We start from the raw sequence: 13,447 nt of genomic DNA on the forward strand, positions 1-13,447 counted from the left end.
TATAAATAAGTTTTTATGCATCTATTTTTAGATGGTAATTCTATTAAACTTCCCATTCTTTGCAAGAATTATCCTTTTTGTTGTTTTTAGTTCTCCCCACTCACCGCCAGCTAGTTGCATGTCAAAACGATATATGATTTATTGGTTTTGAAGGTTTGGCCAATCCTGAATTAGTCGACGTGTGTCTGGCAAAATAGTGCATTCACAGTCGGCCGTTGTTTAACCATATGCAATAGTAAAAATGTTAGTAGTTAAATGAAATTCGAGCTATCGGCTGTTAGGCAGCCTGCGGCGAAGCACTGAATCAAATTGTACAGAGGACCTTTTCGTGTTTCGTACGGATTGATATTTACGAATTTATTAACTATTTATTAAATGTGGATGTCGTTAAGACGAAAGCAACTTAAAAAATAGAAGGTGAGGAATTTACCTATGAAGAGACAGAAAAGAGACCGTTTAGAAAGAGCACATGCCCAGGGATTCAAAGCAGGTTTAGCGGGCCGGTCCAAAGAGTTATGTCCATATCAGCAAGTAGAGCACAGATCAGAATGGTTGGGGGGATGGCGAGAGGCCATAGATAACCGCAACATGTACAAAACCTAAATTCCTATAAAATATCTAATGACTAAGCAACGTCAAAAGCCCCTATAAAGGGGCTTTGTTTTTTTCATCAGCACACTAAATTAGAATGCGCTGGTGTCCTGGAACAGACCTACTTTTAAGTCTTTTGCTTCGTAAATAACACGACCGTCTACTTCTACCGTGCCATCAGCCAGACCCATAAAGAGTTTACGCTTGATAACCCGCTTCATGTCTACGCGATAAGTCACTTTCTTGGCGGTTGGCAGGATTTGACCGGTGAATTTAACTTCGCCTACACCCAGTGCACGACCAAGACCCGGACCACCTGACCAGCCCAGGAAGAAGCCAACGATTTGCCACATAGCATCCAGGCCCAGACAACCTGGCATGACAGGGTCGCCACGGAAGTGGCAGTCAAAGAACCACAGATCGGGGTTAATATCCAGCTCAGCAATAATCTGGCCTTTGCCAAACTCACCACCGTCTTCGTTAATCTCGATGATACGATCCATCATCAGCATGTTATCAATTGGCAGACGACAGTTGTTCTCGCCAAACATCTTGCCTTCAGCGCACAGGATCAATTCTTCTTTTGTATAGCTATTTTTTGGTTCCATAATCATCAGTCTTAGTCTTTAATTGTCGCTACTTTAGCTTACACTTGTACGCCAAACAACTCTGAACAGTTGAAATTTGCCTGCTCTTTGAGCACTTTACCTATTTGGCGGTTAATTATCTATCAATTACCTTGGCTGAGCCTCGTCTTTTTAATGCCGCCGGCCAAACTGTGCGCTTGTGCTAACAGGCTAATAGCGCTTTGAAAGCGCAACAATCAGGCAAGGTTGAGGTTAATGAATGAAAATCATTCAAAGAGTCGGCTCAAATTGATAATTTCTTTGTTTCTCGACCTTTCAGGGCGATTTTTGCGTTAAAAATCTTTATAATTGACTCAGTCGTTTTTAATGTTAACGGAAGTTTATGATCCTTTTTGTAGATGCTTTGACGGTAATTGATTTTTCTTACTTGTGTAGTAAACGCGGCGCCGTGGGCGAGAGCTGGATTGTCGATATGACATTGCATGGCCAGTTAAATGAAGAGTCGATGGTGCTGGACTTTGCCAAGGTAAAGAAACAGATCAAGGCGATTATCGATGACACAATTGATCATAAGCTGGCCATACCGAGTCAACTGGAATGCGGGTTTTCTTCGCAAGACGGCAGAGTGCAGTTTGATGGTGAATTTGGTGGCCACCACCTGGCGATGAGCGCGCCTGACGAAGCGGTGTGCATTGTCGAAGGTGAGACTATCAGCGAAGCCACGGTTATTGCTTTTCTGAAGCAACAAATTTTGCCGAAAATGCCGGACAACGTAAAAGACGTTGAAATTGAATTACGCCCTGAGCCTAGTCGCAGCTTTTACTACCATTACAGCCACGGCTTGAAAAAGCATGACGGCAACTGTCAGCGTATTATTCACGGGCACCGCTCTGACATTGGCATTTATCTTGATGATATTAGTATGCCTCGTTTGCAAAAAGAGTGGGCGGAGCGCTGGCAGGACATCTACCTGGGCAGTGAAGAAGATCTGATTGATGCAAGCGCACTAAAGCACATTAGTGCACGCGATAATGACTATGCTTTTGCTTACTCGGCATCTCAGGGGTACTTTGAGCTGGCTATCAGTAAAGCACGGTGTTACTTAATCCCCTGTGACAGCACCGTTGAGTGTATTGCAGAGTATCTCGCTGGTGAGATCAAAGCACAGTATCCAGAGCGAAAAGTGAAAGTGAAGGCGTTTGAAGGCGTTGGAAAAGGAGCAATCGCTTATGCCTGATTGGCTAAGTAAAGCAAAGAAAACGGCCACGATTTTGGCCGGTTTATGCCTTGGTATGGGCTCTGCTCATGCCATTGAGCTGAAAGGATCACTCACCCAGGGGGGGATGGTGATTGCGCAGCTGGATGGGGTACAATCTGCCAGGCTTAACGATAAAGACCTGACCATTGCCCCGGATGGTAAGTTTGTATTTGGTTTTGGCCGGGACGCCGGCGTTGAACACAGCCTGAGCTGGGTCGACAAAGACGGCAAAACTCATACTAAAACTTTGCTGATCACGTCTCGCGACTATGACATTGACCGTATTACCGGGGTTGAGAAAAAATATGTCTCACCACCAAAGGAAGTGCTGGCTCGGATCCGCAAAGAAGGTGCGCAGGTTAGCGCCGCTAGAAGCAAGCTGAGCACTTTGCCGTATTTTGATGACCCGGTATACCGTCCAGCAAAGGGCAGAATATCTGGGGTTTACGGCAGCCAGCGCTACTTTAATGGCAAACCCAGAAGGCCCCATTTTGGACTGGATATCGCCAATAAAACGGGCACGCCGGTATTAGCGCCAGTATCTGGCAAAGTGGTCTTTGCCAACCCCGACCTTTATTACAGTGGCGGTACGCTGATCCTCGACCATGGCTATGGCATTACGTCTACCTATATTCACCTCAACAAGTTACATGTTGAGGAAGGAGAGGTTGTTGAGCTTGGTGACCATATTGCAGATATTGGTGCCACCGGCAGGGTAACTGGGCCACATTTGGATTGGCGCTTTAACTGGTTTAATGAACGCCTGGATCCACAACTTTTAATGATTGATAAACTCGCAACGAAAAGCAGTAAAGAATGACACAAACAGATAAAGACGCAGTAATTGCTCAACGAATTAAAGACTCGCAAACCTCGGTTACCAAAACGGTATTTCCAGGTCGTACCAACCACCATAACACACTGTTTGGTGGCGATGCGTTAGCCTGGATGGATGAGGTCGCGTTTATTGCTGCGACGCGTTTTTGCCGCAAACCTTTGGTAACCATTTCATCAGACAGAGTCGACTTTAAAGAAGCGATCCCGGCTGGCACATTTGCAGAGCTCGTTGCTAACGTGGTTCATGTCGGTAACACCAGCTTAAAAGTAGAGGTACACATCTACCTGGAAACCATGCACAAAGATGATAAGCACCTGGCCATCTCAGGTAGCTTTACCTTTGTAGCCGTTGATGACAACCACAGACCAACACCGGTTGTATGCGATCAGATGCTAAACGGTTTTAGCTAACAGACAGCAATAGGGGAGTCAACAAGTCTCCTTTTGATTAAAATGGAACACATCATACAGTGGGGTAATATTAGTAAACGTAGCACAGACTAGAATAGTCCCATTTTTCAACAAACTGGTTTGTAAAAGCAAGCTAGTTTGGCGTACCATCAATACGACTATTGAGGCACAAGGAACTCAATAAGTAGGATAGGCTTATACTTGGAAGGAATTCATGGATTACTACATTTCACCGCATTTATACCTCACTCCTCTGAGCATAGAACAAGCTAATGTACTGCTGGAAGCTGTAGATATGAGCAGAGAGGGCCTGGAGATTTATTTGCCCTGGGCGCAAGCGGTTACGGATCTGGATAGCGCCAAAAAATACATCGCCGAGCGCCAAGACATGCCCGGCAGTCGCTATTTTTCGATCATGTATCATAAACAGTTTATGGGCGTTTTCGCGCTTAAATCGGTAGAAGCCCCAAATACCTGCGAGATTGGATACTGGCTGTGTGAACAGGCACGTGGAAACGCAATAATAGATCAGATCCTTAGTGTGATGCTACCCAGCCTGAAAGAAGAACAAGAGATACGATATATTGAGTTTCACTGTCTGGATTTCAATATACCAAGTATCAAAATCGCGCAGCGGGCAGGGGCCAAATTGCTCCGATGTTATTCCGTTACAATGCAAGATAAACTGCCAAAAACGATGTGCATATATGCCGCTGATCTATTACAAAGGGTTATATGAAAGAGTTACTTAACAAAGGCAAAGCCGTTTTGTCTGACATGCCAGAAAAGGTGTCAGCAGATCTTTTGTCAGGCTTTCAGTTTGTAAGAGAAAAGGTGAACGGGCTGCCTATTTTTATTTCTGTGGAGAGAACCGCTACTAATAGCACCTTAAAGTATGATGAGAAGCACTATTTTGTTGTGCCCTTTGCGCTCAGTGAACATGGTTTTGCTCTGCATACTCTAAGAAATCTTCCCGAAGGCGTGCCTGAAGTTAATAAACTACCAAAAAGGCGTGTTTTTCACTTTCCAACCGTTCACGCTGAAGCCATGCTGCGTGAATATATGGTGAACTGTGCTGCTCAGCTTGCTATCGAACGCTCCAGTGAGGACCCGAATTCACTTCATTCTCTGGCAGATCAGATAGATGCATTAGACCGCAAACTCACCTATGGTATGCTTTTGATTGGTGGCATAGCGGCTTTAACGAACCCCTTGCTCGGTGCGGGGATCGCCGCAAAAGCGTTACTCCCAGGTGTTGCAGGCATAGTATCTAAATTCACGCTCAGACCCGCTGCGCAGACACTGACTGAACGTAAAGAAGGTGAAGCCATCAGGCAAGCAGAAGAAAATATACTGAGAGAGTTCAGCGACGCAAGTACGGTTAAGGTAATCAACCCGATTTTACAACAGCTTGATCTGGCCTTACGTACTACGGAAAACCAGCACGACCCTTTGCTTGATTTTAACTTTAGTACGCTGGAAATTAAGGAACTTGACGGCGATAAATGGCAAGTACTAACTGAAATTGCTATGTATCATATCTACAAAGATATATACCACGACCCAACACTTTACAAACAAGCACAGCTTGGCCCTGAGGACATTCGTTGGTTTCACGTGCTGTTCAACGATCTGAAAAGCACTTAGTGATGTACTTGGCTTTAGCGTGTAAGTAGTCACGAAACACTTTTACACGGCAGATGATAACATTGAATGTAAAAAGTCGACCTTAAGGTCGACTTTTTTGGTTTTAAAGCACCATTGCGGCTATCCAGCCAAAAATTAATAGCGGGATATTAAAGTGAATAAAAGTTGGCACTACTGAGTCCCAGATGTGGTCGTGCTGGCCATCGGCATTTAAACCCGATGTTGGACCAAGGGTCGAATCAGAAGCCGGTGAGCCTGCATCACCCAGCGCACCTGCTGTACCTACCAGAGCGACGGTGGCCATCGCCGAGAATCCGACCTCCATTGACAGGGGAACAAACAGCGTAGCAATGATTGGCACGGTTGAGAAAGAGCTACCTATGCCCATGGTGATCAGCAGGCCAACCAATAAAATCATGGCTGCCGCCAGTGGTTTATTCTCGCCAACAAAGTCAGCACAAGCACTCACCAGGCTGGCCACATCACCGGTTTCTTTCATCACAGAGGCAAAGCCCTGGGCAGAGATCATGATAAAGCCAATCATCGCCATCATAGCAACGCCTTTGCTGAACACATCCGAACTTTGGTCCCATTTTACGATACCGAACAGACTAAACATCATCACCCCGACCAGGCCACCCAGGATCATGGAGCCACTCACGTTTTGTGCAAGCAAAGAGCATACGACGGCTAATGTCCCGGCCATGATCACTTTACGCTTTTCCTGGGCACTAAGCTGTGGCTTATCTGCCGGTTTTACGTGGCCAGAAGGTGTGTCCTGAGTGTAGTCACGGTCTTTTCTATAAGTGATAAAAACCGCAATGACAAGGCCCGCTAGCATTCCAAACGCAGGGATCACCATCGCATAAGGGACCTGTGTATTAACAATCTCCAGGCCATTATCAACCAGGTTTTTGTGCAAAATAGAGTATAAATAAATACCACCGAAGCCGTAAGGCAAAACCATATAGGAAGTTGCCAGACCAAAAGTTAAAATGCAGGCAATGGCACGTCGGTCGATATTCAGCTGGTTAAAAATCACCAAAAGCGGTGGGATCAGTATAGGGATAAATGCAATATGAACCGGAACCAGGTTTTGCGAGGCAATCGAGCAACCCAAAATAATGACCATGATTAACATGCTCAGTAACTGGCTCGAGTTTTGTTGATTACCATGGACCAGCGAAAGTAGTTTATCAGCCAAAATCTGAGTTAAGCCGGATTTCGAAATGGCAACGGCAAAAGCACCTAGCATGGCGTAACTGAGCGCAATTTCTGCACCCCCAGAGAGCCCGGAATTAAACGCATTTAATGTATCCGACAGCCCCAGACCAGCAGTCAACCCGGCGACCATCGCGCTGATGGTCATTGCAACAATCACGTTCACTCTAAACAGTGTCAGGCCGAGCATCAGCAAAACACCAACAATAACAGCATTCATAATATTACTTTTTCGCCTTTTTTATTATTAAACGACCCAGCGCTTTCATCCTTGTCGCCTCCGATTTGGTTAGTTGCGCTCGGGAAAATCTTGATTTTACAAAATATTGATTAAACTCTGCCAGTTCCTGCGACAAATCAGGGTACTGAGACTGCAAAGCCAGCAGCGCCTGTGCGGGGGTTACTTTATGTAAATCCCCCTCAGCAAGCTGGCAAATAGCATGATGCAATCTCACGGCTTCGGGCAATTTAATCACCTGCTTACGTTGCAAATACCAGAAGCGGGCAACGAATATGGCTATCAGCAACAAAAATACACTCAGCGCGGGTAACAGTCTGTGATATTGGCCAAATAAGTCGCGTAGCAACCTGGATTGCTTTTGCTGATCAAAGTTCAACACCCAGCGGGTCCATTGATAATCGAGCTGCTCTATTTGCAGTCTGACCCAGTTGACCAGAGCCAGATTTGAGTAGCTCATCAGGCTCAGCCCCAGGTTATCCTTAAATTCATCTTCTAACGCGGTCAGCTCAGACAAAGAACCGCTGAGTCTGTCAGGCGCAACCCAGGCCGTGGGATCGAGGCGGTACCAACCTTGCTGAGGAACATAGTATTCTACCCACGCATGGGCATCATACTGATAAACACTGTAATATCCTCGCTGTGCATTATACTCACCACCCAGATATCCCGAAACCAGACGCGCGGGGATCCCGGCTGCTCTTAATATAAAAGCAGCACTGGCCGCATAATGACCGCAAAACCCTTCGCGTGTTTCGGTTAAAAACCTGTCTATGCTGTTTCGATCACTTATGGTGGGCGGCTTTAATGAATAATGAAATCTATTTTGTACAAAATATTGCTTCATCTGCTGAATAAATTCAGCGGTATTGCCGGTCGATGCATCCCACTGCAACGCCAGTGCTGTGGCCAACGGGTTAATGCCGTCGGGCAGGGCGGTGTTGAGCTGATATTGCCAGTTTACTAAACCAGGCCCGGCAGCGTGGATGGGCGTAACTTGATATTCCATGCTGCTGCTGAGGCGTTTTTGCATAAACAAAGTGCCAAACTGGTTGGTATTCACGCCCCGAGTGGATGACTTGGCCTGGCCAAGATTATACAGCCAGGTTTTACCCGATGCTCTAGCGATAACCGTATAGCTTTCACCGACAGCACGGAAAGGTGCCTGCAAAGGGACATCGTGCTGTGGTGAAACGCGCCAGCGCGTGCCATCATAGTTATCGTGGACCAAAGTACGCCAGTAAAATGGCGGTTTCATCTGGGTATTGTCGGGCAGAATGGCTCGAAACACCAACTCGTCCGAGCGAGATAACTCTGAGATTTCAAACGGATCTATGTCCTCAGAAAGACCGGTTTGGGTTTTATTGGCACCGGGTAGCTGCCAGAATGGTGATACTTTGGGCAGTAGTACAACCATGATTGCAGCCAGCGGCAATGCGAGCAGTAAATGTCTGGCAGCCTGGCGTATAGCACTGCGCAGCGCAATACCATGCTCAATCCACAGCATTTGGGCCAAATTTACCACCAAAAGCACTAGTACAAATAACAAAGACAACACATTCTGAGAAAAGATAAAGAAGCAGGGATAGACAAAAAAGTTTAATAACTGCACCGACATCGCTTGTTTTTTCGTTTTTGCCTGAATGGTTTTCAGTGCGCAGGCACCCAGTAATAAAGAAACGAACATTTCTACCAGGTTAGAAAAACCTATGGCGACAAACACCACCAGTATGACGGTAAATGCTAAGAGGTTGACCAGCTTTTCTGAAGGGCCTTGAACCAGCCCCCGGTAAATGGCCAGTTTAAACAGCACAATCAACAACATGGCGCAGGTGAATACAAGACCAAAACTGTTAAACAACAAAATACTGACTAGCCCATACAAAAGGGTAGTCAGTAAGGTTTGGCCGCCCAGTAGTTTGTCAGAAGTCACTCAGCGCCTCCAGGCAAGCTTCTCTGTGTTTGTCTCCTCGGCCCGCAGTCACCTGAACGGCATTGCTCAGCCTGAGTGCAAATTCATCTCCCTGTTTGTCCGCCTCAAGTACCTGATAACACAGCTTAGACAAACGCGCTTCCTTAGGGCCATCGTGTGCCGCATAATCGAAAGTATGCTGAGAGTAGAAGCTGTCACCACTGTATTGCTTGACCAGCAATTGCTGGCTTTTAGCGAAATGGCGCCAGGATATGCGGCTTTTACTAATGCCGGGTCTGAATCGTTCTAGCCCGTCAAAGTTTTCATGGCTCTGCGTGCTTTGATGCACATACTGCCCTTTTTCAGCCGTGACTTCTTGCTCGCTAAATGTCAGCTGGCAGGCAAGTGGCGCAGGATAGACACAAAACGTTCGGTTGACGTTCAGGTAAGTCCAGACGCGAACCAGGCCAAATGGATAGTTACTGGATAACTTGAGTCTGCCAAGCGGGTAACGGCCACGGGGCCCTGGATGTAAAAACAGTGACATAACCTGGGCACCTTGCGAATAGTGACTGTTACAATCACTACAGTCGAATTCCTGGCTGGCAACATCCAGAGAATAGCATCGGTGTGGCGAGGTGAGTTTTATCAGGACCTCAACAGGCTTTTCGGCAAAATTGTTTTTTACGTCTAGTAATTGAATGCTCAAGCCATGCAAATTGAGATAGCCGTATATCAGCGCCAGCACCAGGATCAGTAACATGACGTAGGCCACACCAAGAATAAGATTGTTCTGATAATTACTGCCCAGAACAAAATTGAGGATGACCATGCACAAGAAGAATGCTCCCTGCCTGGAGGGAACAATATAAATATTGTGGTGCGACAGGGTAATTTGCGCAGCGCTATGTTTACGTTTGATGATGTCAGCCAGCCAGGACTGTAACCAGTCACGGCGCATAGTTACAATACAACCGCAACGTTATCAAAAATCCCCTTGACCACATCATCCAGCTCGTTGGCAGAAATGTTCAGACGGTGGCCGGCTACTGCGGCAAATACAGCCTGGACATCGTCAGGTAACGCATAATCCCGGCTTTGGGTAAGGGCATAGGCGCGTGTTGCCAGCCCTAATGCGATACTTGCCCGTGGCGAAAGGGGATCGCTGAACTGACCACTGTAACGTGTGAAGTTAACCAAATTGATGATGTATTGTACAACCGAGTCTGACAGGTTAACGTCAAGCACCGCTTGCTGAAGGGTTGCCAGCGCATTTAAGTCCAGTACACAGGTTAACTCACTCAGAGATTGCCTTTGCAGATTATTACCGAGGATCAGGCTTTTTTCGGCATGCTCATCGGGGTAGCCCAGGCTGATCCGCAGGAAAAAACGGTCGAGCTGAGACTCTGGCAAAGGGTGCGTACCTGACTGATGCAGCGGATTTTGTGTTGCGATAACAAAAAATGGCTCAGGTAATGGGTGGGTTTTACCATCCATGGTTACCTGGCGTTCTTCCATTGCTTCAAGCAAAGCACTCTGCGTCTTCGGGCTGGCACGGTTTATTTCGTCGGCCAGTAAAACCTGGCTGAAAATGGGACCCGGATGAAAATCAAAGCTCTGTTGCGAGGTATTAAAAACACTGGAGCCGGTAATATCTGCGGGCAGTAAATCACTGGTAAACTGAACACGCTGATAGCTCAGCCCAAGCACATTGGCCAGGCCGTGGGAGAGGGTGGTCTTGCCCATGCCGGGCAGATCCTCAATAAGCAGATGTCCTTTACAAAGTAAGCAGACAACGGCTAACCTTATCTGTTCTTCTTTACCCAGGATCAGCTCAGATAGCTGACTAATGATGTCTTGTGTGGTTTTATTCATGCAATCATTTCGAGTCTTTTCATTACTGAATCGACTTTTTTCGCGTTAAATGGCTTAGCAATAAAGCCTTTTGCACCCAACTCCCAGGTATTTTGTACATTCTCCAGGCTGTTATGGCCGGAGCACATAATGACATGCACATTGGGGTAGTTATCATTGATGTACTCGAGAATTTGTGTGCCATCGGTATCGGGTAACTCGATATCCAGGAAAATCACGTTGGGAGATTTCTCGGCCATCAAGGGCATTGCAGATTTGAAGTCTTCAGACTCATAGACTTCTTCAAAACCCAGGTTTTCAAGAATGTCTATCAGGTAACTGCGCACATCTTCAACGTCATCGATGATCAAAATTGGCTCTAAGGGTCTGACAAGTTCCATATTGTATTTACTTCTTTTGAACGACAAGGCTAATACTAAGACAAGCGTAAAGTGAGCTCAATGGCAATTTATAAATTAACTGTAAATTCATCATAGCGATAAGATAACAAGGACATAAAAAGTCAGTTTTGAGATCAGGCTTAGCGCTTTCAATCAATCGGGCAAAATTACAGTCCAGGCGAAACACAACAGATCCGCGTTGCTAATAATCTTAACCAAGTCTAATACCAATTTCACTTAATACCTGTTCAATCTGAAGGAGAAAATATTACGCTAACGGTGTTAAAAATTTCTCATTTAGAACTTTACCTAAGGTAGGAGTTCGCAAATTTTTGCCTTGCCTACATGGACGTAGGTACCTCAGCGATAGCAGGACGCGGGAGTGGTGTTATCGAACAATTAAGCAAATTGGTATAAGTTGCTGAGCTTATCAATGCCAGGAGTTTTAATTTGACTGGCTGAGCCAAGATTAGTTTATTGTGTAAAACAGACTATGGCTGTGGCCATCTGTGATGAATCCCATGAAATTGAAAACTCAGGGCGAAATAATCAAACAGTCCATTTTATGTCAGAAATCACTTAATGTCCGATACCGTCTAGTATTGGACATTAAAAGCTAATTTATAGTTAAACCGGGAGCTCAAAGGCACTCTCAACCTAACCTCATTAAATATCCTATAATTTACGTTATGTTAAATATGGTGTCTGTGACAATGCCCTAGTTTATGTCTAAGCTTATATTTAATCAGGCTAAGAGTTTTTCAACAATGTCATTTGCTTTGTTTGTGTTTTTCAGTGTCTTTACTTTCCACAGCCTTGCTTCTGTCACACTCAGCAAGCAGCTAAGCGTAATCTACCGAGACTATAAAGGCACGCATACTGTGTCTGGTAAAAAAGTCAGTGATCATACTTTTCGCTACAACCTCACTGCACCCAAACAAGTCGATGTGACCACTTTGGAATGGCAGCCCTATATCGGACAAAGTTTGTGTAAGCAAGGCTGGGTAATGCAAGCCGTAATCGCTTTGTTGCACAGCCAAAATTATGGCGCAACCGTGACTTTCTACCCCTGGGCTCGCGCCGTAGCCAATGCTGAAAATGGTAAAGTAGATATTCTGGTGCCGGAGTATTTTATTGAGCCCGAAGCGCCTTCGGATACTTTACCCGGTACGCGCCGTTTGGATCATCTCACACTGACAGAACCATTTGGCTGGGGCCCAATTGCACTTTACAAACGTCGGGACTACAACACGGACCACTTTACCAGTCTCGGCGCTTTGGCCGATGAACGCATTGGTGTGGTTCGGGGCTATCAAAATACGCCGGAGTTTGACCGCTTAATGGACGCAGGAAAATTTAACGTTATTGAAGCCGTTGATGACGCCCACAATATCAGGCTGCTAATGGCCGGGCGCGTTAATCTTATCATCGGCGACCCGGAAGTTATTGAAATGGAAATTGCCGCTTTGTCGCAAGCTAACAATGCGACCTCTCAGACAAAAAACTTGGTTATGGTTGACCCCATTTTACAAATGAATGGTCTGTTCTTTGCTGTCTCCAAACACAATAAGTACGGCAAAACTCTGCTGTTTGAACTAAATCAGGCCATAGCCGAATTTAAAAAACACGGCATTATGGAAGAGATAAAATACAATACCGCTAAGAGTTGCGAGTAATACTGGCTGTCTATTTTAAAACAGCTAAGCACCCTGCTGTTTTTCTCTGTTATGGGCATTATCAGGAACAAAAAAGGGAGTATGGTATACCTCCCTTTTTAATTCTATGCGCAATTTAACATAATGAAAAGTGGCGCATTTTTAGCCTGAACTTTACCCAGTTAATGCAATGCAGCGCTAAATGGAATGCTTTCGCAAATCTCGGCTTCTGCAATCAGTATTTCTTCCAGTCGTGTGTCGATCACGGTCTTGTCAAAATACTCGTAACCTAGTTCAACAAACAGGTTTTTGTGCTTTTCTTCTGATTTGGCAATGGTCACATAAAAATCTTTTTCTTTGCCTTCGGGTAAAGCTTCCGCGACCAGCGAAAAACGTTCATGGCCGCGTGCTTCAATCACGGCAGCAACTAACAGGCGGTCGATTAAGAACTCATCTGAGCCCTGTCGAAATAAGGCACGCATTTTTTTTATGTAAGGGTCAGCTTTATCATTACCTAAAGTTACGTTACGGTCGGTCAATAATTTCAGCACTTGCTTAAAATGGATCATCTCTTCGATGGCCAGATCCGCCATCGCTTTTACCAGTTTGATGCGATCCGGATAATGGCTCAACATAGACATGGCCATACCAGAGGCTTTTTTCTCAGCGGCTGCGTGATCCTGTAAAAAGGTATCAAAGTCAGCCATGACTTTATGAGTCCAGTCGAATGGCGTGTGGAATTTTAATTCAAACATCGTTTAATCTGTTCCGTTATCGGTTTTGGGGCATTTTACCCAACTCAGGCGCTAATTTCCAAAGCCAGCAAACAATTTGC

14 protein-coding genes are annotated in these 13,447 nt (G+C 45.6%); 7 read left to right on the forward strand and 7 right to left on the reverse strand.

The window, feature by feature from the left end; genetic code table 11:
- Positions 1-432 precede the first annotated feature (432 nt).
- The gene (rmf, locus tag L1285_RS13705; RefSeq protein ID WP_046004422.1) at positions 433-603 is read left to right on the forward strand and encodes a ribosome modulation factor; all 171 of its coding nucleotides are present in this window, start codon (positions 433-435) and stop codon (positions 601-603) included.
- Between the two features lie 80 nt (positions 604-683).
- On the opposite strand, the gene fabA is transcribed toward rmf, so the two are convergent.
- Complete coding sequence (gene fabA / locus L1285_RS13710; protein WP_125779921.1) at positions 684-1,199, reverse strand: bifunctional 3-hydroxydecanoyl-ACP dehydratase/trans-2-decenoyl-ACP isomerase; 516 nt, start codon at positions 1,197-1,199, stop codon at positions 684-686.
- A 361-nt stretch (positions 1,200-1,560) separates the two neighbouring features.
- On the opposite strand from fabA, the gene L1285_RS13715 reads away from it, so the two are divergent.
- From L1285_RS13715 to L1285_RS13735, 5 genes are all read left to right on the forward strand, one after another.
- Positions 1,561-2,415, forward strand: a complete 855-nt coding sequence (locus L1285_RS13715; RefSeq protein ID WP_235412784.1) for a 6-carboxytetrahydropterin synthase — start codon at positions 1,561-1,563, stop codon at positions 2,413-2,415.
- Positions 2,408-3,256 (forward strand): M23 family metallopeptidase, encoded by an 849-nt coding sequence (locus L1285_RS13720; RefSeq protein ID WP_442960501.1) that lies wholly within the window; start codon positions 2,408-2,410, stop codon positions 3,254-3,256. Before L1285_RS13715 ends, L1285_RS13720 begins: the two co-directional genes overlap by 8 nt.
- Positions 3,253-3,684 carry an acyl-CoA thioesterase gene (locus tag L1285_RS13725; RefSeq protein WP_046004424.1) on the forward strand — a complete coding sequence of 144 codons (432 nt, stop codon included), beginning with the start codon at positions 3,253-3,255 and terminating at the stop codon, positions 3,682-3,684. The genes L1285_RS13720 and L1285_RS13725 overlap by 4 nt, the downstream gene beginning before the upstream one ends.
- A 214-nt stretch (positions 3,685-3,898) precedes the next feature.
- Positions 3,899-4,423 (forward strand): GNAT family N-acetyltransferase, encoded by a 525-nt coding sequence (locus L1285_RS13730; protein ID WP_235412785.1) that lies wholly within the window; start codon positions 3,899-3,901, stop codon positions 4,421-4,423.
- Positions 4,420-5,331, forward strand: coding sequence for a hypothetical protein (locus L1285_RS13735; RefSeq protein ID WP_235412786.1), 912 nt, complete (start codon positions 4,420-4,422; stop codon positions 5,329-5,331). Before L1285_RS13730 ends, L1285_RS13735 begins: the two co-directional genes overlap by 4 nt.
- A 103-nt stretch (positions 5,332-5,434) precedes the next feature.
- Here L1285_RS13735 and L1285_RS13740 read toward each other — a convergent pair whose 3' ends face one another.
- Genes L1285_RS13740 through L1285_RS13760 form a run of 5 tightly spaced genes read right to left on the reverse strand, consistent with a single transcriptional unit; the run spans position 5,435 to position 10,957 of the window.
- Positions 5,435-6,772, reverse strand: a complete 1,338-nt coding sequence (locus L1285_RS13740; RefSeq protein ID WP_235412787.1) for a Na+/H+ antiporter family protein — start codon at positions 6,770-6,772, stop codon at positions 5,435-5,437.
- A gap of 4 nt (positions 6,773-6,776) precedes the next feature.
- Positions 6,777-8,723, reverse strand: coding sequence for a transglutaminase family protein (locus L1285_RS13745; RefSeq protein WP_235412788.1), 1,947 nt, complete (start codon positions 8,721-8,723; stop codon positions 6,777-6,779).
- Positions 8,713-9,663: a DUF58 domain-containing protein gene (locus L1285_RS13750; protein WP_235412789.1), complete on the reverse strand. Its 951-nt coding sequence runs from the start codon at positions 9,661-9,663 to the stop codon at positions 8,713-8,715. Before L1285_RS13750 ends, L1285_RS13745 begins: the two co-directional genes overlap by 11 nt.
- Before the next feature lie 2 nt (positions 9,664-9,665).
- On the reverse strand, positions 9,666-10,577 hold the full coding sequence (locus L1285_RS13755; RefSeq protein ID WP_235412790.1) for an AAA family ATPase: 912 nt from the start codon (positions 10,575-10,577) through the stop codon (positions 9,666-9,668).
- Entirely contained in the window at positions 10,574-10,957 is a 384-nt protein-coding gene (locus tag L1285_RS13760) for a response regulator (protein WP_046004429.1), read from the reverse strand. Before L1285_RS13760 ends, L1285_RS13755 begins: the two co-directional genes overlap by 4 nt.
- Before the next feature lie 725 nt (positions 10,958-11,682).
- On the opposite strand from L1285_RS13760, the gene L1285_RS13765 reads away from it, so the two are divergent.
- Positions 11,683-12,633, forward strand: coding sequence for a substrate-binding periplasmic protein (locus L1285_RS13765; RefSeq protein WP_235412791.1), 951 nt, complete (start codon positions 11,683-11,685; stop codon positions 12,631-12,633).
- A 161-nt stretch (positions 12,634-12,794) separates the two neighbouring features.
- On the opposite strand, the gene L1285_RS13770 is transcribed toward L1285_RS13765, so the two are convergent.
- Positions 12,795-13,367, reverse strand: a complete 573-nt coding sequence (locus L1285_RS13770) for a tRNA-(ms[2]io[6]A)-hydroxylase (protein ID WP_046004430.1) — start codon at positions 13,365-13,367, stop codon at positions 12,795-12,797.
- Positions 13,368-13,447 lie beyond the last annotated feature (80 nt).

The sequence above is a fragment of the Pseudoalteromonas sp. DL2-H2.2 genome (assembly GCF_021532535.1).
Taxonomy (GTDB): Bacteria; Pseudomonadota; Gammaproteobacteria; order Enterobacterales; family Alteromonadaceae; genus Pseudoalteromonas; species Pseudoalteromonas rubra_A.

Coding starts and splice junctions, on each gene's coding strand:
- rmf (WP_046004422.1), top strand. CDS start 433: ATGAAGAGACAGAAAAGAGACCGTTTAGAAAGAGCACATGCCCAGGGA.
- fabA (WP_125779921.1), bottom strand. CDS start 1,199: ATGGAACCAAAAAATAGCTATACAAAAGAAGAATTGATCCTGTGCGCT.
- L1285_RS13715 (WP_235412784.1), top strand. CDS start 1,561: ATGATCCTTTTTGTAGATGCTTTGACGGTAATTGATTTTTCTTACTTG.
- L1285_RS13720 (WP_442960501.1), top strand. CDS start 2,408: ATGCCTGATTGGCTAAGTAAAGCAAAGAAAACGGCCACGATTTTGGCC.
- L1285_RS13725 (WP_046004424.1), top strand. CDS start 3,253: ATGACACAAACAGATAAAGACGCAGTAATTGCTCAACGAATTAAAGAC.
- L1285_RS13730 (WP_235412785.1), top strand. CDS start 3,899: ATGGATTACTACATTTCACCGCATTTATACCTCACTCCTCTGAGCATA.
- L1285_RS13735 (WP_235412786.1), top strand. CDS start 4,420: ATGAAAGAGTTACTTAACAAAGGCAAAGCCGTTTTGTCTGACATGCCA.
- L1285_RS13740 (WP_235412787.1), bottom strand. CDS start 6,772: ATGAATGCTGTTATTGTTGGTGTTTTGCTGATGCTCGGCCTGACACTG.
- L1285_RS13750 (WP_235412789.1), bottom strand. CDS start 9,663: ATGCGCCGTGACTGGTTACAGTCCTGGCTGGCTGACATCATCAAACGT.
- L1285_RS13755 (WP_235412790.1), bottom strand. CDS start 10,577: ATGAATAAAACCACACAAGACATCATTAGTCAGCTATCTGAGCTGATC.
- L1285_RS13760 (WP_046004429.1), bottom strand. CDS start 10,957: ATGGAACTTGTCAGACCCTTAGAGCCAATTTTGATCATCGATGACGTT.
- L1285_RS13765 (WP_235412791.1), top strand. CDS start 11,683: ATGTCTAAGCTTATATTTAATCAGGCTAAGAGTTTTTCAACAATGTCA.
- L1285_RS13770 (WP_046004430.1), bottom strand. CDS start 13,367: ATGTTTGAATTAAAATTCCACACGCCATTCGACTGGACTCATAAAGTC.